Source organism: Chromobacterium sp. ATCC 53434 (genome assembly GCF_002848345.1).
Classification (GTDB): Bacteria; Pseudomonadota; Gammaproteobacteria; order Burkholderiales; family Chromobacteriaceae; genus Chromobacterium.
This window is the reverse complement of sequence record NZ_CP025429.1, coordinates 245,912-267,524: the sequence shown is the minus strand read 5'-3', so window position 1 is coordinate 267,524 and position 21,613 is coordinate 245,912. Positions and strand designations below refer to the sequence as shown.

The 21,613-nt window shown below is 63.2% G+C and carries 26 protein-coding genes and 1 tRNA gene; 16 read left to right on the top strand and 11 right to left on the bottom strand.

Annotated features, from left to right (window positions below; all coding sequences use genetic code 11):
- The first annotated feature begins 140 nt into the window (after window positions 1–140).
- The 3 genes from CXB49_RS01265 (at window position 141) to CXB49_RS01255 (ending at window position 2,339) form a co-directional block, all read left to right on the top strand.
- Window positions 141–845 carry a superoxide dismutase gene (locus CXB49_RS01265; RefSeq protein ID WP_233492906.1) on the top strand — a complete coding sequence of 235 codons (705 nt, stop codon included), beginning with the start codon at window positions 141–143 and terminating at the stop codon, window positions 843–845.
- Between the two features lie 2 nt (window positions 846–847).
- On the top strand, window positions 848–1,555 hold the full coding sequence (locus CXB49_RS01260; protein WP_101706725.1) for a haloacid dehalogenase type II: 708 nt from the start codon (window positions 848–850) through the stop codon (window positions 1,553–1,555).
- A gap of 214 nt (window positions 1,556–1,769) precedes the next feature.
- Window positions 1,770–2,339, top strand: a complete 570-nt coding sequence (locus CXB49_RS01255; protein WP_199406758.1) for a nucleoside deaminase — start codon at window positions 1,770–1,772, stop codon at window positions 2,337–2,339.
- Window positions 2,340–2,406: 67 nt separating this feature from the next.
- Here CXB49_RS01255 and CXB49_RS01250 read toward each other — a convergent pair whose 3' ends face one another.
- The 3 genes from CXB49_RS01250 to CXB49_RS01240 are packed head-to-tail and all read right to left on the bottom strand — an operon-like array spanning window position 2,407 to window position 7,299.
- A complete protein-coding gene (locus tag CXB49_RS01250; RefSeq protein WP_101706724.1) occupies window positions 2,407–5,217 on the bottom strand; it encodes an AAA family ATPase in 2,811 nt (936 codons plus the stop codon).
- Complete coding sequence (locus tag CXB49_RS01245) at window positions 5,217–5,975, bottom strand: hypothetical protein (RefSeq protein ID WP_101706723.1); 759 nt, start codon at window positions 5,973–5,975, stop codon at window positions 5,217–5,219. The genes CXB49_RS01250 and CXB49_RS01245 overlap by 1 nt, the downstream gene beginning before the upstream one ends.
- 49 nt (window positions 5,976–6,024) lie before the next feature.
- A complete protein-coding gene (locus CXB49_RS01240) occupies window positions 6,025–7,299 on the bottom strand; it encodes a hypothetical protein (RefSeq protein WP_101706722.1) in 1,275 nt (424 codons plus the stop codon).
- A gap of 120 nt (window positions 7,300–7,419) precedes the next feature.
- Here CXB49_RS01240 and CXB49_RS01235 point away from each other — a divergent pair, with 120 nt between their 5' ends.
- From CXB49_RS01235 to CXB49_RS01225, 3 genes are read left to right on the top strand one after another with little or no spacing between them, the layout of a single operon-like run.
- A complete protein-coding gene (locus CXB49_RS01235; RefSeq protein WP_101706721.1) occupies window positions 7,420–8,547 on the top strand; it encodes a succinylglutamate desuccinylase/aspartoacylase family protein in 1,128 nt (375 codons plus the stop codon).
- Window positions 8,548–8,605: 58 nt separating this feature from the next.
- Window positions 8,606–9,073: an inhibitor of vertebrate lysozyme family protein gene (locus CXB49_RS01230; protein WP_101706720.1), complete on the top strand. Its 468-nt coding sequence runs from the start codon at window positions 8,606–8,608 to the stop codon at window positions 9,071–9,073.
- Window positions 9,070–9,327, top strand: a complete 258-nt coding sequence (locus CXB49_RS01225) for a DUF333 domain-containing protein (protein WP_101706719.1) — start codon at window positions 9,070–9,072, stop codon at window positions 9,325–9,327. Before CXB49_RS01230 ends, CXB49_RS01225 begins: the two co-directional genes overlap by 4 nt.
- Before the next feature lie 123 nt (window positions 9,328–9,450).
- Here CXB49_RS01225 and CXB49_RS01220 read toward each other — a convergent pair whose 3' ends face one another.
- From CXB49_RS01220 to rplU, 7 genes are all read right to left on the bottom strand, one after another.
- Window positions 9,451–10,218 carry an ABC transporter ATP-binding protein gene (locus CXB49_RS01220; protein ID WP_199406757.1) on the bottom strand — a complete coding sequence of 256 codons (768 nt, stop codon included), beginning with the start codon at window positions 10,216–10,218 and terminating at the stop codon, window positions 9,451–9,453.
- A 20-nt stretch (window positions 10,219–10,238) separates the two neighbouring features.
- Window positions 10,239–10,952, bottom strand: coding sequence for an ABC transporter permease (locus tag CXB49_RS01215; RefSeq protein ID WP_101706717.1), 714 nt, complete (start codon window positions 10,950–10,952; stop codon window positions 10,239–10,241).
- Window positions 10,949–11,638 carry an ABC transporter permease gene (locus CXB49_RS01210; RefSeq protein ID WP_101706716.1) on the bottom strand — a complete coding sequence of 230 codons (690 nt, stop codon included), beginning with the start codon at window positions 11,636–11,638 and terminating at the stop codon, window positions 10,949–10,951. The genes CXB49_RS01215 and CXB49_RS01210 overlap by 4 nt, the downstream gene beginning before the upstream one ends.
- A 136-nt stretch (window positions 11,639–11,774) precedes the next feature.
- The gene (locus CXB49_RS01205) at window positions 11,775–12,554 is read right to left on the bottom strand and encodes an ABC transporter substrate-binding protein (RefSeq protein WP_101706715.1); all 780 of its coding nucleotides are present in this window, start codon (window positions 12,552–12,554) and stop codon (window positions 11,775–11,777) included.
- 470 nt (window positions 12,555–13,024) lie between these two features.
- Window positions 13,025–14,182, bottom strand: a complete 1,158-nt coding sequence (obgE, locus tag CXB49_RS01200; RefSeq protein ID WP_101706714.1) for a GTPase ObgE — start codon at window positions 14,180–14,182, stop codon at window positions 13,025–13,027.
- Between the two features lie 130 nt (window positions 14,183–14,312).
- Window positions 14,313–14,588 carry a 50S ribosomal protein L27 gene (rpmA, locus tag CXB49_RS01195; RefSeq protein ID WP_011134404.1) on the bottom strand — a complete coding sequence of 92 codons (276 nt, stop codon included), beginning with the start codon at window positions 14,586–14,588 and terminating at the stop codon, window positions 14,313–14,315.
- 12 nt (window positions 14,589–14,600) lie between these two features.
- The gene (rplU, locus tag CXB49_RS01190) at window positions 14,601–14,912 is read right to left on the bottom strand and encodes a 50S ribosomal protein L21 (RefSeq protein ID WP_011134403.1); all 312 of its coding nucleotides are present in this window, start codon (window positions 14,910–14,912) and stop codon (window positions 14,601–14,603) included.
- Between the two features lie 195 nt (window positions 14,913–15,107).
- On the opposite strand from rplU, the gene ispB reads away from it, so the two are divergent.
- The 5 genes from ispB (at window position 15,108) to CXB49_RS01165 (ending at window position 18,379) form a co-directional block, all read left to right on the top strand.
- Window positions 15,108–16,076 carry an octaprenyl diphosphate synthase gene (ispB, locus tag CXB49_RS01185; RefSeq protein WP_158300575.1) on the top strand — a complete coding sequence of 323 codons (969 nt, stop codon included), beginning with the start codon at window positions 15,108–15,110 and terminating at the stop codon, window positions 16,074–16,076.
- A 21-nt stretch (window positions 16,077–16,097) separates the two neighbouring features.
- Window positions 16,098–16,172: transfer RNA gene (locus CXB49_RS01180), tRNA-Arg, on the top strand.
- A gap of 502 nt (window positions 16,173–16,674) precedes the next feature.
- Entirely contained in the window at window positions 16,675–17,907 is a 1,233-nt protein-coding gene (locus CXB49_RS01175) for a tyrosine-type recombinase/integrase (RefSeq protein WP_101706712.1), read from the top strand.
- Complete coding sequence (locus CXB49_RS01170) at window positions 17,908–18,171, top strand: hypothetical protein (RefSeq protein WP_043626500.1); 264 nt, start codon at window positions 17,908–17,910, stop codon at window positions 18,169–18,171.
- A 1-nt stretch (window position 18,172) separates the two neighbouring features.
- Window positions 18,173–18,379 carry a hypothetical protein gene (locus CXB49_RS01165; RefSeq protein ID WP_101706711.1) on the top strand — a complete coding sequence of 69 codons (207 nt, stop codon included), beginning with the start codon at window positions 18,173–18,175 and terminating at the stop codon, window positions 18,377–18,379.
- Here CXB49_RS01165 and CXB49_RS23195 read toward each other — a convergent pair.
- A complete protein-coding gene (locus tag CXB49_RS23195; RefSeq protein ID WP_158300574.1) occupies window positions 18,357–18,845 on the bottom strand; it encodes a hypothetical protein in 489 nt (162 codons plus the stop codon). The genes CXB49_RS01165 and CXB49_RS23195 overlap by 23 nt on opposite strands.
- Before the next feature lie 1,046 nt (window positions 18,846–19,891).
- Here CXB49_RS23195 and CXB49_RS01160 point away from each other — a divergent pair.
- From CXB49_RS01160 to CXB49_RS01145, 5 genes are read left to right on the top strand one after another with little or no spacing between them, the layout of a single operon-like run.
- Window positions 19,892–20,098, top strand: coding sequence for a helix-turn-helix domain-containing protein (locus CXB49_RS01160; RefSeq protein WP_101706710.1), 207 nt, complete (start codon window positions 19,892–19,894; stop codon window positions 20,096–20,098).
- A 24-nt stretch (window positions 20,099–20,122) separates the two neighbouring features.
- On the top strand, window positions 20,123–20,338 hold the full coding sequence (locus tag CXB49_RS01155) for an AlpA family transcriptional regulator (RefSeq protein ID WP_101706709.1): 216 nt from the start codon (window positions 20,123–20,125) through the stop codon (window positions 20,336–20,338).
- Between the two features lie 12 nt (window positions 20,339–20,350).
- Window positions 20,351–20,569, top strand: coding sequence for a hypothetical protein (locus CXB49_RS01150; RefSeq protein ID WP_101706708.1), 219 nt, complete (start codon window positions 20,351–20,353; stop codon window positions 20,567–20,569).
- Window positions 20,570–20,571: 2 nt separating this feature from the next.
- On the top strand, window positions 20,572–20,856 hold the full coding sequence (locus tag CXB49_RS23190; protein ID WP_158300573.1) for a hypothetical protein: 285 nt from the start codon (window positions 20,572–20,574) through the stop codon (window positions 20,854–20,856).
- Window positions 20,853–21,527 carry a KilA-N domain-containing protein gene (locus tag CXB49_RS01145; protein WP_101706707.1) on the top strand — a complete coding sequence of 225 codons (675 nt, stop codon included), beginning with the start codon at window positions 20,853–20,855 and terminating at the stop codon, window positions 21,525–21,527. Before CXB49_RS23190 ends, CXB49_RS01145 begins: the two co-directional genes overlap by 4 nt.
- Window positions 21,528–21,613: the final 86 nt, after the last annotated feature.

Sequence of the window (21,613 nt, the reverse complement as noted above, 5' to 3'; positions counted from 1 at the left end):
CGCCGGCGCCGCGGCCCGGCGGTTTGTTCCGCCACCTGTCCATCCTGCCATGGCGATGGCGCAGGCGGCGCGAACCGTGCTTGCATGCCGGCATCGACGCCGCGCGCCTTCCGCGCGCGGCGCCTCCTCTGGAGATCGCCATGTCCGACCTGCCCACCGAACTGAGCCGCCGCGGCTTCCTGCTCGCCACCGCCGGCACGCTCGCCGCCCTCGCCCTCCCCGCGCTGCCCGGCCTCGCCCACGCCTCGTCGGCGCACGCGCTGCCGCCGCTGCCCTATGCCGACAACGCGCTGGAACCGGTGATATCGGCCCGCACCATAGGCTTTCATTACGGCAAGCACCACAAGGCCTATCTCGACAATCTGAACAAGCTGATCGCCGGCCGCGACTACGCCGACCTGCCGCTGGAGGACATCGTCACCCGCTCCTACGGCCCGTCCGGCGACGCCGCCGTGTTCAACAACGCCGCCCAGCTGTGGAACCACACCTTCTATTGGCGCAGCATGCGGCCCAACGGCGGCGGCGTCCCGCCGCAGGCGCTGCGCGAGAGGATAGAAGCCTCCTTCGGCAGCGTCGACGCCTGTAGACAGCAGCTGGCCGGCGCCGCCATCGCCCAGTTCGGCAGCGGCTGGGCCTGGCTGGTGCAGGATGGCGACAAGCTGCGCGTGGTGAAAACCGGCAACGCCGACAATCCGATCACCGCCGGCCTGACGCCGCTGTTGAACGTCGACGTGTGGGAGCACGCCTACTACCTCGACTACCAGAACCGCCGGGCCGATTACGTCAACGCGGTGCTGGACAAGCTGATCGACTGGGAATTCGCGCAGCGCAACCTGAGGGCCTGAACATGGACGCGCTGCTTTTCGACGTGTTCGGCACCGTGGTGGACTGGCGCGAGGGCGTCGCGCGAGACGCCGCGGTCTTTCTTCAGCGCCATCCCGGCGCCAGACAGGACGCCTACGCCTTCGCCGACGCCTGGCGCAGCCGCTACGTGCCGGCGATGGACGTGGTGCGCGCCGGCCGCCGCCCGTTCACCCCGCTGGACCAATTGCACCGCGAGAACCTGGAGGCCACGCTGCCGGCCTTCGGCATCGACCCGTCCTCGGTGAGCGAGGACCAGCTGCAATGGCTGAACCGCGCCTGGCACCGGCTGCAGCCGTGGCCGGACAGCGTGGCCGGACTGTCCCGCCTGAAGGCCTGCTACATCATCGCCACGCTCAGCAACGGCAACACCAGCCTGCTGCTGAACATGGCCAAGCACGCCGGCCTGCCGTGGGACGCGATACTCGGCGCCGAAGCGGCCCAGGCCTACAAACCGCAGCCGCGGGCCTATCTGCGCACCGCCGAACTGCTGGACTTGCCGCCGCAGCGGATCTGCCTGGTCGCCGCCCACAACGGCGATCTCGCCGCCGCCCGCCAATGCGGGCTGCAAACCGCCTTCGTCGCCCGGCCGCGCGAATTCGGCCCGGATCAGCAAACCGATCTCGCCGCCGAGCAAGACTGGGATTGGGTGGCCGGCGACCTGCTGGAGCTGGCGGAACAACTCGGCGCCTAGCGACGCCGGGAAAGACTCGAATCCCTTCCCTCCCCGCCCGGGCGTCGCGCCCGGTCTCGCCTGTGCCGCCATGTCATCTATTGGATGATGATTAATCAGATGCGGACTATTCGGAAACCGATATATTCATCGAGGCTGGATCAGCCGGCCCGCAGGCGCATTCCCCGCACGCGCCGCGCAGCCCCCTTGCTGAAAACCTCATCGGAGCTACACCATGGACCGTCGCACCATGTTGCTGGGCAGCGCCGCCGCATGGCTCTATGCGCGAGCCGCCTCCGCCTCGCCCGTCCCGCCGCCCGAGCGGCGGGCCCGCCACCAGGACTTCATGCGCCTGGCGATCAAGCAGGCGCGGCAAAACACGCATTATCCATTCGGCGCCGTCATCGTTCACGAGGAAAGCGGCCGCGTTCTGGCCGAAGGCGTGAACGATATCGGCGCCATACCGTTTCTGCACGGCGAGATGGCGGCGATTCAAAACTACTGCCAGCGCCACGGCAACCGGGGTTTTGGCGAAACGACGCTGTACACCACGGCCGAGCCCTGTCCGATGTGCATGTCGGCGATCATGTGGTCCGGCATCCCCCGCGTGGTGTGGGGCACCTCGATCAACGGCCTGATCAGGACCGGATATAACCAGATCCTGATTCCCGCCGAGCGCGTCGCGCGTTCCTCGACGTTTTACCGGCCGCTGATGCTGACCGGCGGCGTGCTGGAAGAGGAAACCGACGCGCTGTTTCTCAAAGCCGATCCGCCCGACAGGAAAAGCCGGCACAAGGACGGCTGATGCCAAGCTGACATCGCCGAGCCGCAGCGGCTCTTCCAAAAAAATGCCGGCGTCTCCGCCGGCATTTTCACGCCTGCTCGCCGCCGTCGACCCGACGGCGCGTCTGCAGAATCGGCGGCGCCCAGGTTTCGCCGGGCCGCTTCTTGCGGGTGGCCAGGGTCAGCTCCGACGGGGCGAAGATATTGATGTTGTGCGTGTTGGGCGTGGTGATCAGATACTGCGCCTCGGTGGCTTTCAGGAAGCCGGCGACGCGATCGATGTTGAAGATGTCGAGGTGGGCGAACGGCTCGTCGATGAAGACGAAGCCGGACGGATTGGACTCGTCCATCATCAGGCCGATCAGCAGGATCAGCGACTTCATCACCTGCTGGCCGCCGGACGCCTCGCCGTCGTTCATGCCCATCATGCCCTTCTGGTCGAAGTTGAACTTCAGCACCAGGCCGGCCTGGGCCAGCACCGCGTCGTCGTTGGACAACTGCGGCAGCTCCACTTCCACCTGGATGCCGGCCAACTCACCGAGCCGCTTGACGTTCTGCCCGTAGGCGCGCACGGTGGCGCGCAGCTTGCCGATATAGGCGGCGCGCGCCTCGTCGGTCAGCTCGCGCGAGCGGTCCACCTCGCCCTGGCGGCGCTGCCGCTCCCTGTCCAGCGAGCCCAGGTCCTCGACCAGCTTGTCCTTCAAGGCCAACACCGAGTCGTCCTGCTCCCAGTCGCCGCTTTGCAGCTTCTCTTCCAGGTAGTTCAGCTGGTGTTTGGCGTCGGCGGCGGTGTCGAATTCGTCCTCCAGCGCCGCCACATGCTCCGGCGCCAGCGCGTCGGCCGACAATCTCTCCGCCCACTCGCGCAATTCGCCGCTGAGCCGGCGCAGTTGGCGGCGCGCCTGCTCCACTTCCTGCAGCTTCTGATTGTATTTGGACAGGCTTTCCATCTCGCGCTGGCAGACCCGGTCGTGCGCCAGCCGCGCGTCGCCGTGGCGCTGGTCGGCGGCGTCCTTCTCCGCGCCGGCGTCGGCCAGCGCCGCGCCCTGCCGGGCGATCTCGGCTTCCAATTCCACCTTGCGCGACGCCAGCGCGGAGAACTCGTCGGCGCGGCTGTCCAGCTGGCGTATCGCGTCCATGCCGCCCAGGTACTCGGCCAGGCCCGCCGCCTCGCGGGTGGCGGCCACCAGCCGCTCCTCGTCGCCGAGAATGCGCACATTGAGCGCCTTCAGTTCGTCGCGCACCGCCAACAGCCGCGACTGCCGCGCCGCCTCGCCGAAGGCGTATTCGTGCGCCGGCACGCCGATATGGCGCGCGCCGCGGCGTTCGCGGAAATAGCCGTCGCGGGTGATCCAGTCTCCATCGGCGTTGGCGCCCGCCGCCGCGTTCTCCACCCGCGTCACGCTGTTCATCTGCCGGTACAGCCATTCCGGCGCGTCGGCGGAGAAGCGCACCACTTCCAGCAGGCTGCCCTTGTTGGCCCGCGGCGGCGCGGCGCGCTCCGGCACCACGAAGTGGCGGTAGCGCAGCTTCTCGCCGATGCGCCAGGCCTCGCGACGGTCGGATTCCCTGTCCAGCAGCACCACCTGGCGGTAGCCGCGCAGCAGCGCCTCCACCGCGCCCTGCCAATTGGAGTCCATCACCTCGACGATGTCGGACAGCATCGCGTGCGGGATGCCGGCCTCGTCCAGCGCCGCCTTGAATTGGCGCACATCCTCCGGCGAGCGGCCGCGGCCTATCTCCAGCGCTTCCAGATGCTGTTGGCTGTCCTGGCGCTGCTTCTTCAATTCGCGCAGCCCGTCCTTCAGCCGGTCGGCCTCGGCCCGCAGCGCCGCCAGCCTGTCGGCCAGCTGGGCGGCGTCGGCGCCGTACTCCTTGCCGGCCAAGGCCTGCAGGCGGTCGCGCTCCTTCAGCTGGCCGGCCACGCCGGCGTGCTCGCCCTTGGCCTTCATGAAGGCGTCCTGCGCCGCCAGCCGCACCGTCTCCGCCGCGGCCCGCGCGTCGGCGGCGCCGACTTCGGCCGCCTTCAGCTTGGCCACCAGGTCCAGCGTGTCGGCGTGTTCGGCGCGCGCCTGGTTCAGCACGTGATAGCCGGCGCGATAATCGCCCCACTGCCTGCCGAAGGCGGTCTTGGCGTCCAGATAGGCCAGCACCGGCAGCGCCTCGTCGCGCAGCCTGGCGATGCCGGTCTGCAATTGCTTCCACTCCAGATAGCGGTTGGCGCGGTTACGCATCGCCTCCACCCGCACCTGCAGCGCCTCCTCCTGGCGGCCCAGGGCCTCCAGCTCCAGCTCGGTGGCGCGCTGCTCGTCGCGGGCGCGCTGGTAGTTGTCCAGCACGTCCTTGTCGCCGAAGACCTGGAACACCAGGTCCAGCAACTGGCGCGGGCTGTATTCGGTCAGCTTGTCGGTATCGCCCTGCTCCAGCGCCAGCACCTCGGCCACCGCCGGCGTCAGGCCGGCCGCTTCCAGCCGGCGGCGGTACTCGTGCACGCCCAGCCACTGCGCCTGGCCCTCGGCGTGTTCCAGCGCGATGTCGCCGTCCAGGATCGCGTAATGGCGCACCCAGTCGCCGCCCTGCTTCTTGATCCGGCACAGCAGCGTCACCGATTCGGAGACGATGGGGAAGAACGGCGTCGGATACAGGCCGCCGGCCGGGCGGCGCGGATTGTCGACGACGCCGCGCAGATAGGCGAAGGCTTCCTTGTTATTACGCACGTAACGCTTATAGTCGCGCTTGCCGGAGCACTTGATCGCCAGCAGCGTGCGCATCGCGTCGAGCAGCGTGGTCTTGCCGGAGCCGTTGGGCCCGATGATGGTGACGATCTGGGCGTCCAGCGGCACGCTCAGCCGCTGCCAGAAGTCCCAGTGCACCATTTCCACCGATTTCATCTGGAACATCAGCGCGCCTCCCCGTCTGCCGCGTCGTCCGGCGGCAGGTCAAACAGCGGGCCATCCGACGCGATGCCGTCGTCCCCGCCCGCGTCTTCGATCCCGTCGTCGGCGCGCTTGTCGACCAGCGCCTCGCGGCCCTCGCGGCGCAACAGCACGTCGGCCAGCGCGCCCTCGATGATGCGCGGCGCCAGTTGCGCGTAGTCGATCATCAGGTCCAGCATCGGCCCCTCGTCCAGCCAGCGGTTGCGGCGGACGATGAAGCCCAGATTGACCAGCCGGCCCAGATTGGCGTTGAAGCGGGTGCGGCCGCCCAGCGCCTTGCCGAAGTCGGCGTACAGCGCGTCCTCGGAAATGCCGGTGGACACCGACTCGCCGGTTTCCAGCGGCTTCTGCGCGCCGAACATGTCGCTCTGGTTCTCCTTGCCGGCCTCGACGCGGGCGACCTGGCGCTCGCGCTTCGGCAGGATGATCAGCGCCCATAGGATGACCAACAGCGCCACGCCGTCGCGCGGCAGGCCCAGATTATTGTTGAGCCAGGCATCTCCCGAACCGAACACCGGCTCGGTCATCTCCGGCAGCAGCGCCGCGGCGATGTGCTCGGCGTACGGGTTCTCCACCAGCCTGAGGCCGACGGCGGCCAGGTTCTTGTCCAGTTCCTGGCGGAAGTTGTCGTCCAGCAGCGCCTTCCTGGCCAGCGCGTCGCCGCGCGGCACCACGCGGTGCGCCAGCAGGCGGGCGGTAAGGGTCTTGATTTCGTGTTCCATGTCTATTCTTTGCTTGCCCGCCCGGTAGTGTCCGCGCGCGGCGTATCCTTCATTGGCCTGCGCGGCCGCTATTCGCCACCAGCCTGGCGTCGGACAGCGTCGCCACCTCGGGGTGATCGGTCTCGATGACCGCGTCGCCGCCCTGCAGGCTGAACGGCAGCTTGGCCAGCGCCGCGACGATGCTCTGGTCGTTGCTGGTCTCCGGATCGCCGATCAGCGACAGCAGCGACAGCCGGTAGGCGGTTTCGTTGTAGCTGCCGGCCAGCACCGCCTCGCTGATGTGGGCGTCGGCGCCGCCGCTCATGCCCAGCGTCAGCAGCAGGTCGTACATTTCCTCGGCCTCCAGCAGACGCTCCATCTCGGGCGCGTCGGCCAGCGGCGCGGCCTCGCCGCCGGGCAGCACGTGCGCGCCGGCCTTGGCGCGCTCGCGCGCCAACAGTTCGAACTCGGCCACGTCGGCCAGCTCCGGCGTCGACAGGAAGGCCGGCTCCGGGCAGATGGACCAGCCGTCGGCCAGCTTGCCGGCCAAGGTGGCCGCGCCCTGGCGGCGCAGCCAGTCGGCGATGTCGGTGGAGGTCAGGCCGGAATTGCCCAGATGCACGCGCTGCGCGGCCAATTGCGCCAGCCGGCGCTCGAAGGTGCCGGCCAGCGCCAGCATCCGGCTTTGCGCCAGCGCGATCGCCTGCGCCTGGTTCAGCACCATCAGGCTCAACGTGTCGTCCTGGGTCAGGCTCTTGACCACCTCGGTGGACTTGGCCACCCAGCGCCACACCGCCTCCAGCCGATGCTGGGCGGCGCGAATGCGGAATTCGGACTGCGACTCCAACGCCTCCTCGAACTCGACATACAATTCGTTCAAGCGCGCCAGCAGATGCTTCAGCGCCTCGTCCGACACCTGGCCGACGGCCTGGCCGGCGGCGACCTGGCTGGCGAGATAGCCCAGCTCGACGTCGTCGCCGGAGAAATCGACCAGCGTCGCCAGCGCCGCCAAGGCGACGCGCGCGCCCTCGGACAACTGGTAAACGCCGCCGTCGCTGTCGTAGACCAGCAGATCGCCTTCGCGCAGCCGCCCCAGAATGGTGGCCAGTTTGGTATCGTTAAGGTAGGAGAAGCGCTGGGCGATTTCCTGCGGCGTCCACAGCGGCGCCTCGGCGCGGCCGCCCAGCTCTCGCAGCACCAGGAGGCGCATCAGCACTTCCTCGTCGCCGCCGCGGAACAGCGTGACGAAAACGGACAGATAGCTCCAGGCCCCCTGCAGCCGAGACACGGCCTGCAGCGAGCCGGGCTCGATGCCGGGCCGGAAGAAATCGGACAATGAATCCAAGCGCGCTCCACAAGCTGGGGGAATCAAAGCGCAGATTGTCCCGGCGGCCCGCCGCTTCGTCAACGCGGCGGCGCGTTTTATCCTGGCTGCAAGTGATAACAATCGTATAGAGGAGACGTCATGCTCACCCGCCACCACACCTTGCTGTCGCCCAGCCTGGGCAGCCAGCGCGCGCTGACCAGCTTCCATTTCGGCCAGGAGGGCCGCGGCGAGAAGGTCCACATCCAGGCCAGCCTGCACGCCGACGAGTTGCCCGGCATGCTGGTGGCCTGGCATCTGAAACAGCGGCTGCGCCAGCTGGAAAGCGAGAACGCCATCCTCGGCGAGATCGCCGTGCTGCCGGTGGCCAACCCGATAGGCCTGAACCAGAATCAGAGCAATCGCCTGCTGGGCCGCTTCGAGGCGATGAGCGGCCAGAACTTCAACCGCCACTACCTGCCGCTGGCCGAACCGGCGTTCGCCGCCGTGCGCCATCAACTGGGGCCGGACGCTCAGGTCAACACCCGCTTGATACGCGCGGCGATGCGAGCCGAGCTGGCGCGCCAGCAGCCGCAGACCGAGCTGCAGTCGCTGCGCCACGCGCTGCACACGCTGGCCTTCGACGCCGACATCATGCTGGACCTGCATTGCGACAGCCGCGCCGACATCCACCTGTACACCGGCACGCCGCTGTGGGACCAGTGCGAGCCGCTGGCGCGCTATCTGGGCGTCTGCGCCAGCCTCTTGGCCGAGGACTCCGGCGACTACCCCTTCGACGAATCCTGCAGCCAGCCGTGGTGGCAGCTGCGCGACCTGGCGGAGAAGGCCGGCCTCGCCGCGCCGATAGCGATGGCCTGCCTGGCGGTGACGATAGAGCTGCGAGGCGAATGGGACGTCAATCACGAATACGCCGCCAAGGACGCCGAGGCCATCATCCATTTCCTGCAGCACCGCGGCGTGATCGCCGGCGATCCGCCGCCGCTGCCGCCGCTGCGCCACCCGGCGACGCCGCTGGCCGGCTCGGAGGACCTGCTGGCGCCGCACGCCGGCGTCGTCACCTACCGCGCCGAACCGGGCAGCCTGCTGACGCCGGGCGACCTGGTGGCCGACGTGATCGACCCGCTGACCGACACCGTCACCCAGGTGTGCACCCAGCGCGGCGGCGTGCTGTACGCCACCAGCGACCGACCATACGCCACCGCCGGCCTGGGGCTGGCCCGCGTGGCCGGCGCCAGCGCCTACAAGACCGGCAAGCTGTTGACCGCCTGACGGAATTTTAATCGCCGGCGACGATCCAATGACTTTGCATCACCACTGAGCCTGACGCATGAAAACGCTAGTCCCGCTGCTGCTGTCGCTGTCCATCCTGTCGCCGGCCGCCGTCGCCGCCCCCGTCTCCTCCGCGCCGGCGGCCGAGGCGGTATTCGCCGAACTGGCCCACCAGCCCGCCTACCAGGCCGCCTGGATGGGCATGCTGGCCGGCGCCGAAAACACGCCTGAGTGGCTGCGCGAGGCCCGCGCCACCAGCGCGCCGTACCGCGCTGCGACCATCGCCGGCAAACGCTATCTGGCCGGCGAGATGTGCAAACCGCACGACTGCGCCGGCAATCGTTTCCTCGGCCTGTTCAGCGCGGACAAGCGCCGCGCGCTGGGCCTGTTGGTGACGGTGGCCGATGTGCCCGAAGCTGTCGATCATCCGGCCAAATACGCCAGCTACCGCTGGCTGGGCAAGCCGGACAAGCCACAGCGCGACTATCTGATGAAACAACTGAAACAGGATCCGAACTGGAAATGAAAACACTGACCCCCATCGTCGCCGCGCTGCCGGCGCTGCTGTTGGCCGCCTGCGCGCAAAACGCCTCGCCGCAGAAGCAGGCTGTCGGCATGGCCAATCCGGCCTCGGTCTATTGCGCGAAGCAGGGCGGCAAGCTGCTGCCGCAGAAGGATGCCGCCGGCAACGAATACGCGCTGTGCCAGCTGCCGGACGGCCGCTCGGTCGAGGAATGGACGCTGTTCCGCTCGCAGCAGCCGGCCGCGCCGGCGCCGTAAGCGCGCTTATCCACAGCCATCCGCCGAATCGGGATTTATCCACAAGGCCGGACGGCGCGCCAAAAACAAACCCGCCGGCTGACAGCTCCGGCGGGTTTCCTACCCCCTTTGGCAGGGATAGTCTTACTTTAGACTACCGGACAGGAATGCCTTCAGTCTTTCGCTCTTGGTGTTGCCGAAGACTTCGTCCGGATGACCTTCCTCCTCCACGCGGCCCTGGTGCAGGAACATCACGTGGTTGGACACATTGCGGGCGAAGCCCATCTCGTGGGTGACGACGATCATCGTCCGGCCTTCCTCGGCCAGCGCCTGCATCACCTTCAGCACTTCGCCGACCAGCTCCGGGTCCAGCGCCGAGGTCGGCTCGTCGAACAGCATCACCTCGGGCTCCATCGCCAGCGCTCGGGCGATGGCCACGCGCTGCTGCTGGCCGCCGGACAGGTGGGCCGGGTACTTGGCCTGGGCGCGCTCGTCCAGCCCGACCTTGGACAGGTATTTCTTGGCGCGGGCGATGGCCTCTTCGCGGGCGATGCCCAGCACGTGCACCGGCGCCTCGATGACGTTTTCCAGCACCGTCATGTGGCCCCACAGATTGAAGTGCTGGAACACCATCGCCAGCCGGGTGCGCATCGTCTGCAACTGTTTCTGGTCGGACGGCACCAACTCACCCTGCTTGTTGCGCGACAGGCGGATTTCCTCGCCGTTCAACGCGATGGTCCCGTCGTTCGGCTTCTCGAGGAAGTTGATGCAGCGCAGGAAGGTGCTCTTGCCGGAGCCCGACGAGCCGATGATGCTGATCACGTCGCCGGCCTTGGCCTTCAGCGAGATGCCTTTCAGAACTTCGTGGTCGCCATAGCTCTTGTGAATATTGCTGATGCTCAGCTTGTCCATCATTGAATCCCCAGAATTTCTCAGCTCTTGGTCGGGCGCAGATAAGCCATCCAGCGCGCTTCGGCCTTGCGGAACAAGCCGACCAGAATAAAGGTGATGCTCAGATAGAGCAAGGCGGCCAGACCGAAGGCGTTGAAGGAGTCGTAAGTGGCGGCGTTGACGTCGCGCGCGACCTTCAGGATGTCCGGCACGGTGGCGGTGAAGGCCACGGTGGTGGCGTGCAGCATCAGGATGACCTCGTTGCTGTACGCCGGCAGCGCGCGGCGCAGCGCCGACGGAATGATCACCCGGCGGTACAGCGTGAACGGGCTCATGCCGTAGGCGCGGCCCGCCTCGATCTCGCCGTATGGCGTGGCCTTGATCGCGCCGGCGAAGATTTCGGTGGTGTAGGCGCAGGTGTTCAGCGCGAACGCCAGGATGGTGCAGTTGTAGCCTTCTCGGAAGAAGTGATTCAGAAAGCCCACTTCGCGCACCACGTCCAGGCTGTACATGCCGCTGTAGAAGAACAACAGCTGCACGTACAGCGGCGTGCCGCGGAACACATAGGTGTACAGCCAGACCGGCCGCGACAGCCACTTGATCCGGGACACCCGGGCCACCGCCAGCGGGATGGAGACGACGAAGCCGAAGGCGATCGACAGCACCAGCAGCCACATGGTGACGGCCAGGCCGGACAGGTGGTAGCCGTCGCTCCACAAAAAGGTTTTCCAGAATTGCTGGATGATGTCGATCATAGCTCCGCCTCCCGCACACCCATCGAATAGCGGCGCTCCAGCCACATCAGCACGAAATTGGACAGCGTGGTCAACACGAGGTAGATCGCCCCCGCCACCAGCGTGAAGAAGAAGACCTTGTAGGTGCTCTTGCCGGCGTCGACCGACGCCTTCACCACATCGGCCAGGCCGATGATGGACACCAGCGCGGTGGCTTTCAGCATCACCTGCCAGTTATTGGAAATGCCCGGCAGCGCGAAGCGCATCATCTGCGGGAACTGCACGCGATGGAACACCTGCCAGCCGCTCATGCCGTAGGAAATGCCGGCCTCGATCTGCCCTCTGGGCACCGACAGGAAGGCGCCGCGCAGCGTCTCGGTGAAATAGGCGCCGTAGATGAAGCCCAGCGTGACGATGCCGGACACGAACGGATCGAGGTCGATCTGATCGATGGCCAACAGGTCGGTGATCTTGTTCATGCCGATCTGCAGGCTGTAGAAGATCAGCAGCATCAGCACCAGGTCGGGCACCCCGCGCACCAGCGTGGTGTACACGGTGGAAATGCCGCCCAGCAGCGGGTTGTGCGACAGCTTGGCGCCGGCGCCGACGAGACCGATGACGAAGGCCAACAGCAGCGACAGCACCGACAGCTCCAGCGTCACCAGGGTCCCTTGCCAGATAATGGGACCGAATCCATCCAGAAACATATGTTCCCCTTGTCGAGCGGCCCGCCCCTTCGACTTATATTGCCGAATGAAGGCCGGCCCTCCAGATCAATACGCCCCGCAAGGCGGGGCGCATCACAGCGCGGGCGCGCGGACCGGCCGCGCGCCCGAAACGGCATCAGCCGCCGTACACGTCGAAGGAGAAGTACTTCTTCTCGATCTTCTTGTAGGTGCCGTCCTTCAGCATGCCGGCGATGGCCTTGTCGATGGCGGCCTTCAGATCGGCGTCATCCTTGCGCAGGCCGATGCCGGCGCCCTCGCCCAGCGTCTGCGGGTCGACCAGGTCCTTGCCGGCGAAGGCGAAGCCCTTGCCCTCAGGCTTCTTCAAAAAGCCCATGTCGGCCTGCACCGCGTCCTGCAAGGACGCGTCCAGACGGCCCGCGGTCAAATCGGCCAGCACCAGGGTCTGGTTCTGGTACGGCACCACTTCGACGCCGGCCGGCGCCCAGTGCTTCTTGGCGTAGGCTTCCTGGATGGTGCCCTGCTCGACGCCCACGCGCTTGCCCTTCAGCGAAGCCGGGGTCGGCATCAGGCCGGAACCGGACTTGGCGACCATGCGGGTCGGGGTGTTGAACAGCTTGGCGGAGAAGGCGATCTCCTTCATCCGGGCCTCGGTCATCGACATCGACGACAGCACGCCGTCGAACTTCTTGGCCTTCAACGCCGGGATCATGCCGTCGAAATCGTTCTCCACCCACACGCACTTGGCTTTCATGCGCTTGCAGATCTCGTTGCCCAGATCGATGTCGAAACCGACCACCTGGCCATTCGGCGCCTTGTACTCGAACGGAGCGTAGCTGGCGTCCACGCCGAAACGGACTTCTTTCCAATCCTTGGCGTAAACACCGACGGAAGCAGCCATCAGACCGACAGCCAGCGCAGCAAGAGCCTTCTTCATGTGATTCTCCTCATCAAAGCGAACGTCTTTGTTGGTCATCCGGCGCGCCGGACGCTTGGTCACCCAGGCAATCGCCCCGGACCGCTACGACAAACTGCGAACCCTGCCGCTGCCGGCCTGCCCCGGAGGCCGGCAGTGGCTGCACCATGTTATATAGTTAGAGCAATTTGTCTAGCAAGCCCGATTTTCCGGTCATGCCATGCTCATGACCTGGGCACAGAGCGCTCAGGCACGCAGAACTCATGCCATGACCGGCTGAAAACCGGCGGTCCGATGGCGTTTTTGTCTGATGACAAAATACAACATTCAATCAACTTGAGAAGTAACGGCGGGTGAAGGGATTGGTGTACAGCAAAGCGACAAAAATGGGCGAAAATTCGCCAAAACCTCACATTTTGCCCGGATGGAATAAAAAAACGGGCTGGATATGCCTCCAGCCCGCCGTTTACCACAATCAGACGACAATGACGTTACGCGTCGCCGCCGGCATCCTCCACCGGCGTCTCCGGCATGATCAGCTTCTGCTTGGCCGCGGCGGCCTGCTGCTGCGCCTCGCTCTCCCTGCGCGCCTCGGCGCGCACCACGTCCAGGTAGGCCATGATGGCGAAAGTCAGCTCGCGGGTGCCTTCATGGTTCAGCGCGGAAATCGAGAACACACGCGGCGCCTTGACGTCGAAGCCCAGCGAGTCGTCCGGCTTCGCCTGCGGCCAGCCGTAGGCGTTCAGGAAGGCCGACACCGTCAGCTCGCGCTCGTCCGCCGGCAGCATGTCCACCTTGTTCAGCACCAGCCAGCGCGGCTTGCTGTACAGCTCCTCGTCGTACTTCTTCAATTCCTCGACGATGGCGCGCGCCTCGCGCACCGGATCGACGCCGGGATCGAACGGGGCGATGTCCACCACATGCAGCAACAGGCCGGTGCGCTGCAGATGCTTCAGGAAGCGGTGGCCCAGGCCGGCGCCTTCGGCCGCGCCCTCGATCAGGCCCGGAATGTCGGCGACGACGAAGCTGCGGGTGTCGTCCATGCGCACCACGCCCAGGTTAGGGTGCAGCGTGGTGAACGGATAGTCGGCCACCTTCGGACGCGCGGCGGACACCGAGCGGATGAAGGTGGACTTGCCGGCGTTGGGCATGCCCAGCAGGCCGACGTCGGCCAGCACCTTCAACTCCAGCTTCAGCGTGCGCTGCTCGCCCTGCTCGCCCGGCGTGGACTGGCGCGGGGAACGGTTGGTGGACGACTTGAAATGGATGTTGCCGAGACCGCCCTTGCCGCCCTTGGCGATCATGATGCGCTGGCCGTGATGCGCCAGATCGGCCACCTGCTCGCCGGTGTCGGCGTCTTGGATCACCGTGCCCACCGGCATCTTCAATTCGATGTCGTCGCCGCCCTTGCCGTAGCAGTCGGCGCCGCGGCCGCGCTCGCCGTGCTCGGCCAGGTATTTCTTGACGAAGCGGAATTCAACCAGGGTATTGACGTTCTCGTCGGCCACCGCGTACACGCTGCCGCCCTTGCCGCCGTCGCCGCCGTCCGGTCCGCCGAACGGAATGTATTTTTCACGACGGAAACTGGCCGCGCCGTTGCCGCCGCGTCCGGCCATCACTTCGATCCGGGCTTCATCGATGAACTTCATTGCACTCAACCTCTGTCTTGCGAGGAGTCAGGAGTCAGGGTTGCCTATGCCAGCCCTCACGCCTTGCCCCTCGGGTATGAAAAAAGCCCTATCGCAAGGATAGGGCTTTCTCGGATGTCAGAAAGCGAAATTATTCGCCGTCTACACCGGTGTACGGAACCACGTTAACGGTCTTGCGCTGTTGCGCGCCCTTAACGGTGAATTCAACGTAGCCGTCAACCTTGGCGAACAGGGTGTGGTCCTTGCCCTGGCCGACGTTTTCGCCAGCGTGGAACTTGGTGCCGCGCTGACGCACGATGATGGAACCGGCCGGAATCAGTTCGCTGCCGTAAACCTTAACGCCCAGGCGTTTGGCTTCGGAGTCACGACCGTTGCGGGAGCTACCGCCTGCTTTTTTGTGTGCCATGACTGTTTATCCTTACTTCGAAATCGCGTCGATGCGGATTTCGGTGTAGTTCTGACGATGACCCTGATGTTTCTGGTAGTGCTTACGACGACGCATCTTGAAGATGCGGATCTTTTCGCCACGACCGTGGGAAACAACGGTGGCCTTCACGGTGGCGCCGGAAACCAGCGGGGCGCCAACAACAACCTGTTCACCGTCAGCAATCATCAGCACTTCTTCAAGTACGATCTGGCTGTCGACGTCTGCAGGTATCTGTTCTACTTTGAGTTTTTCACCGATGGCAACCTTGTACTGCTTGCCGCCGGTTTTTATGACCGCATACATTCGCATGAGCTCCTGATAAATGGATCCCCCACGCCTGATGCGCAAGGGAACGCGAGACTATACGGGACTGACCACAACATGTCAATGATTTCATCGACTTATGCGGCCAACACGGCGGCATGGCGGCCGCAGGGGCTTTTCTGGTAACATCCAGGGCTTTGGCGTAGCCATCATCGCAACGATAAACTGGTTGAAATGTCCACCCCGCTTTTCCGAACCCTGATTGCCGACGACATGCAGACGGTAGACGGCGTGATCCGCTCCCGGCTGCACTCCGACGTCGTCCTGATCCGCCAGGTGGCGGAATACATCATTTCCGCCGGCGGCAAGCGCCTGCGTCCGGTGCTGACCCTGCTGTCGGGCCGCGCGCTGGGCTACCGGGGCGAACATCTGTTCGAACTCGCCGCGATGATAGAGTTCATTCACACCGCCACGCTGCTGCACGACGACGTCGTCGACGAGTCGGACCTGCGCCGCGGCCGCAAGACCGCCAACGCCCTGTTCGGCAACGCCGCCAGCGTGCTGGTCGGCGACTTCCTGTACACCCGCGCCTTCCAGATGATGGTCACCACCCGCAACATGACCATCCTCGAAGTGATGGCCGAGGCGACCAACATCATCGCCGAGGGCGAAGTGCTGCAATTGCTGAACATCGGCAACACCGACGTCAGCGAGGACGAGTACCTGAAGGTCATCCAGTACAAGACCGCCAAGCTGTTCGAAGCCGCCGCCCGCGTCGGCGCGCTGATCGCCGACGCCTCCGCCGAACAGGTGAAGGCGATGGCCGACTACGGCATGTACCTCGGCACCGCCTTCCAGATCATCGACGACGTGCTGGACTACAGCGGCGACGCCGACACGATAGGCAAGAGCCTGGGCGACGACCTGGCCGAAGGCAAGCCGACGCTGCCGCTGATCTACACCATGCGCAACGGCAGCGCCGAAGCGTCGGCGCTGGTCCGCGACGCGCTGGAAAACGCCAGCCGCGACCGTTTCCACGATGTGCTGAATGCGGTACAATCCAGCGGCGCGCTGGAATATGCCAAGAACGAGGCCATCAAGATGGCCGAGCTGGCCATCGCGTCCCTGCAGGCGATTCCCGAGTCGGAAACCCGCCAGGCCCTGATCGAGCTGGCCCGCCTGTCGGTGGACCGCAGCGCCTGATCACACCCAGTTTTCCGTAGCGTCTCCGTAGTTAAATGGATATAACGGCCCCCTCCTAAGGGGCAGTTACAGGTTCGATTCCTGTCGGGGGCGCCACCCACACTTCCAAAGCAGTCCGAGAAAGTCCACAAACCCGCGCCAAATAAGGCTTTGCGGGTTTTTTTACGTCCAAAGCCGTCCAAGAGCATCCAGTAACATCTACATTTTTTGTGCATAGATTCGTGCATATGAGCGAAACCCTCGATAAAATCTATACACACCGTCCCTAGCACCTTTTGCAATTCATACTCTGGTTAGAAAAATGTATGAGGGTTGCCAGCCCAACACAGGCCCCGGCGTCGTGGAAACATCGTCGCCAATGCCGCTCCGACCACCCCGCTAAAAAATGTTAGTGACAGTAGTGACGTAGTGACATCGTTGATTTGAAAGGGGAATTTCATGATTTAGCATAGTGACAGACATGAAATGTCACTAGTGACGATCTAGCCGCACCTTCGCCCAACGCCTGATAGCAGGACTTCAGGCCCCAAAAATAAGCGCTGAGCGGGCGCGCCCCGCCCGACTAACGGCGCAAATCTATACACGGGAATCTATACACATGGCGCTAACCGACGTCTCCATCCGGCAAGCCAAGCCACAAGAGAAGAACTATCAGCTATCTGACGGGAACAGCCTGTTTCTGGAAGTCACTCCGTCCGGCGGCAAGCTGTGGCGCTATCGCTTCCGCTTCAATGGCAAAGCCGCTGTTCTGGCCCTAGGCAAATACCCGGATGTCGGCCTGGCCGAAGCACGCAACAAAGCAGGCGAAGCACGTAAGCAACTGTCCGAGGGCATCAACCCAGCAGCACAGCGCAAATCTGAAAAGCTCGCCGCCAAACTGTCCGCAGCCAACACCTTCAGGGCGATTGCCGAAGAGTGGCACGCCAAAGAACGCCACGAATGGAGCGAGCAACACGCCGAACGGGTGATGACCTCGCTAGAGCTGCACATCCTCCCCTACATCGGCGCGACGCCCATCAAAGACATCAAGCCCCTGGAACTACTGGATGTCCTGCGCCGCGTGGAAAAGGCGGGAAACCTCGACACCTGCAAACGCCTCCGTCAGCGCTGCTCATCCATTTTCAGACTCGCCATTCTGACTGGCCGCTGCGACAGCGATCCGGCTGCGCCGCTGGTGGACGCACTGAAGACGCCGCAAGTGGAGCATCGCAAAGCCCTCCACCGTGATGAACTGCCTGAATTTCTGCATGCACTCAAGGAAATGGATTCCAACCGGCAAACCAAGCTGATGATGGAGTTGATGCTTCACACCTTCACCCGCGTAGGGGAAATGAGCATGGCCAGGTGGGAAGAAATCGACTTTGACGCCAAGCTGTGGACCATCCCGCCCGAACACCGCAAGCTGACTGAGATATCCAAAAAAACCGCAGCTCCTCATCTTGTGCCGCTTTCAGACCACGCGCTTGCCATCCTGCGCGAGCTTCAAGCCATCAGCGGCGGACGAGAACACCTCTTCCCCAACCGCAACAGCCCTAACCGCCCGATGTCGCCGGAAACGCTCCGGCGTGCATTGCATCGTATGGGATTCAAGGGCAAGGCCGATGTCCATGGCTTCCGCTCCACAGCATCCACCATCCTGAATGAAGAGGGGTTCAATCCCGACGCTATTGAGCGCCAACTGGCCCACGTCGAAAGAAACCGGGTTCGCGCCGCCTACAACCGCGCTGAATACATGGAAGAACGCCGCCGAATGATGCAATGGTGGTCAAACTACGTTCTCAAACAGCAAGGCGGCAATGTCGTGCCGGTCAACTTCCAGCGGGCGGGCTAAATGATGGCCACCTGGGACTATCGCGTTATCGAATTTGAAGCACCAGCAGAGGACGATGCGGAGCCGCACCGCTGGCGCGCCATTCACGAAGTTTTCTACGACAGCGATGGACAGCCCGCCGCATTCGGCGAAAACCCGGCTATCGTGCTTTGGAACGTGGAAGAAGGCGACAGCAGCCCCGCCAACACTTTGGCGCGCATGCAAACCGCCTTGGCCAAGCCGCTGCTGAAACCTTCAGACTTCACACGCTCGACCGAGACATAAGATGAAGGCAGATCACCAATTCCTAGCCGTGGGCTGGGCGTATATGACCGCATGGGCGCTGGGCGGCGCGCTGTTCTTTGGGCTGCGCGATGGTTTGCAGCTGGCTCCCATGCTCTATGGAGCGCTGGCCGCCGTGATGATTGGCGGCGTGTCGGCGCTTCTGCTGGCTGGTCTGGCCTGGCTAGTCACTTGGTTGCATCAGTTGTAGAGGGTTCCGCCATGTCCATCAGCGCGGCAATGGCGGCATCAAGGCTTGCGTGCCCATGGCTTGCTTGCCAGCTTTGTAGCCGGTCTAGCGTTTCGCCTTTGATTTCCAGCGAAGCAAGCTTTCTGCGCTTTCTAGATCGCCGCGTCCTGAGCGCGGCCATGACGGCTTGCCTTTGCTCAGCGGACAGGGAGAGGTTCACCATTCGATTGATATAGGCCAACCAATCGGCGCTGCCGTCATAGGGTTTCGGAATTCGGGCTTGGCCAGGCGCGGCCAGCACAAAGCGTGCGGCATCGCGCAGGTTCTTGACGTTATCGATTTGGCAATGCAAGCCGTCCATTTGTTCCAGCTTTGCTGCTGCCAGATTGGCTAGAGCTGCCCCGTCTTCCGGAGTCGTTGCCACCTTCTTGGCCGTAACAGCGTTTCGCTTTATGGGTTTGTTATTTTTCTCTGAAATCAATGACATAAATTATTCTGATTAACGCGTTTGACGGTATTGGCATTACCCAATACCATGAATTGTCACCGGCCACAGGTGCGCCCTAAAAGCCAGCTCAATGCTGGCTTTTTTTATTTTGACGGATTGGCTCAACGACCACGCATTGCAAGATACGTTATCTTTGCATAGAATGGCCAAACAATTGCAGGACAACCGCCGCATGGCGTTCAGAAAAGGTGGCGTAGGCCACCTTTGTCGCGTCCGCAAGATATCAAAGCTCAGGAGACAAGCCTGGGCTTTTTTTTGCGCCTATTCAAGTCGAATAGCGTAACAGCGTTATGATCTTGTTTTTTTGTATTTATTTTAAAATTCAAACGCTTGTAAAATTAAATGCATGCCTGTTGCTAGTGAGGCGTGCGTCAACTATACTTATTTTGCAGCTACCCAAATTGCGCCCATAAGCCCGAAGCCAAGTTCTTCGGGCTTTTTCATTGCGCATGGCTAATGAGGCGTTGACGGCAAATCCGGCACTTAGGTAGAATTTCGCTACGCTCGCAGCAGTAATGCCCCAAGCCCGAAGTTAACCCCTTCGGGCTTTTTTATTGTCGAAAAACTGCGCCCTTGACGGCAATCTTACACTTATGCAAAATCCAGCTACGCTTGAAACAATAGCGCCCACAAGCCCGAAACTAACCCTTCGGGTGTTTTTATTGCCGAAAGACTGTGGCATTGACAGCAATGTCGGACTTAATGCAGAATTCAGCTACGCTAGAAACAATAGCGTCCACAAGCCCGAAGCTAACCCTTCGGGCTTTTTTATCGCCGAAAAACTGCGACATTGACAGCAATGCGCGGTTTATGCAAAATTCAGCTGCGCTAGAAACAATAGCGCCCACAAGCCCGAAGCTAACCCCTTCGGGCTTTTTTCATTTGCTCGAATGTTTGCGCCGTCGCAGGCGTGGACATGCTTAGACAGTTACAGCCCAAGGCTTTTCCTTGGGCTTTTTGCGTTCCGGCCTTGCCGGATTCACCAGCCCGCCCAGTGCGGGCTTTTTTCATTTGGAGAAAGCCTTATGTCCATTCCCGTTCCTGATAGCAAAGACCACCTGATGAGTAGGCCGGAGGCCGCCGAGTGGCTGGGCCTGTCGCCGTACACGCTCAATGAATGGGCCAGCACCGGGCGCTATGGCTTGCGGTATTACCGCATTGGGCGCAAGTGCATGTACCGCCTTTCCGATCTGCAAGCCTTCGTCGCGGCGCGTGCCGTTCACCCCCTTTAATCCAACCCGATAAGGAATTCAATCATGATCAATCTGAACCCCTCCGCCTGCATGCTTCGCCTTCCTGACGTAATCAAAGCCACCGGCTTAAGCCGCAGCAGCCTTTACGCGCTCATTCAGCAAGGGAAATTCCCAAGACAGATTCAATTGTCCCCGCGCTGTGTGGCCTGGTTATCGACGGACGTAGAAAGTTGGTTGGCGGAACGAGTCGCCGCCGCGCGCCAAGCGCAAACCGCATGAAAGGATAATCAAATGAAAAATGATCTTCCGCCCGATCTGCCGCTTATCGGCAACCCAGACAAGCCCGCGCAAGCGGGCTTTGTCGTTTCTGGGTCTCGCACCGCTGCCCATTGGGCAAGCGAGTACCTGCATGGCCTGTACCGGCAATATGCCCATGCCTCAGACGCAAAGCAGATGCGCAATGCCGAACGCTGCATGCGCGCCCTCAATATCACCATCCCGGAGCTATGACGATGAAAGCCCATAAAACAAAAGCCCCGCGTGCTGTAACACGCGAGGCCGTCATCCAATCCAAATTGGTTGCATTGCGCCATGATCATACCGCAGCGCGGTCTCAGGCGCTACGAAGCCTCGCCCGCCTGGGTAATATGCGCTTTCACCCCCGCACGATTGCAATCGTGCTGATTTTGGCGTTATTGCCCGCCTGCGACGTAGTGGCCACTGCGCCGACTGTCGCATTGACTAACCGGCAAATGCCGAAGGCCCAGCACGCAAACGACATTGAGGCCGCGCAATGACCAAGTTGATTCAGGCCGATTTCAACGGCCAGGCGATGCAATTCACGCAAGACGCTTGGTTTAATGCCACAGAAGCAGCGGTGAAGTTCGGCAAGCGCCCCGTGGACTGGCTCAACCAAGACGGCACACAGGAGTACATCGCCACGCTGGCCGACATGCTCAAATGTGAGCCTGGCTCACTTTTGAAGACCAAGCGGGGCAACAATGGCGGCACCTGGATGCATCCGAAACTGGCCGTGCGCTTTGCTCAGTGGCTGGATGCACGTTTTGCTGTCTGGTGCGACATGCAGATTGACGCCCTGATCCGTGGACAGTCCAAGCCTGACGACTGGAGCGCCGCCCGCGTGGCCGCTGCCAGCAATCACCGGCTGTTATGCGACATGGTGAACTTGCACCGCCAGGCCATCGGCAAGAACAGCGCCGCACACCACTACGCCAATGAGGCCAGGCTGATCAATTGGGTGTTTTCTGGCCAGTTTTCCCCCATCAACCGGGACGTGCTAAGTGTGCCAGAGCTGCGCCTTCTGGAGCTGCTGGAGCGTCAAGACGCCGTGCTGCTGGGCATGGGGAAAAGCTACGATGAACGCAAGGCCGCGCTGCTGACGTTTGCCAATGAGCAGCGCCAGCGCCTCGCCCTACCCGCCAATGACACAAGGAGACTGACCGCATGATGACACTTGCCACCTTGAGCCAGGCGGGCCATAATTCCGGCGTGCTGTTCAATAGCGGCACCGGGTTTAGCAGCCCGAACACTAAG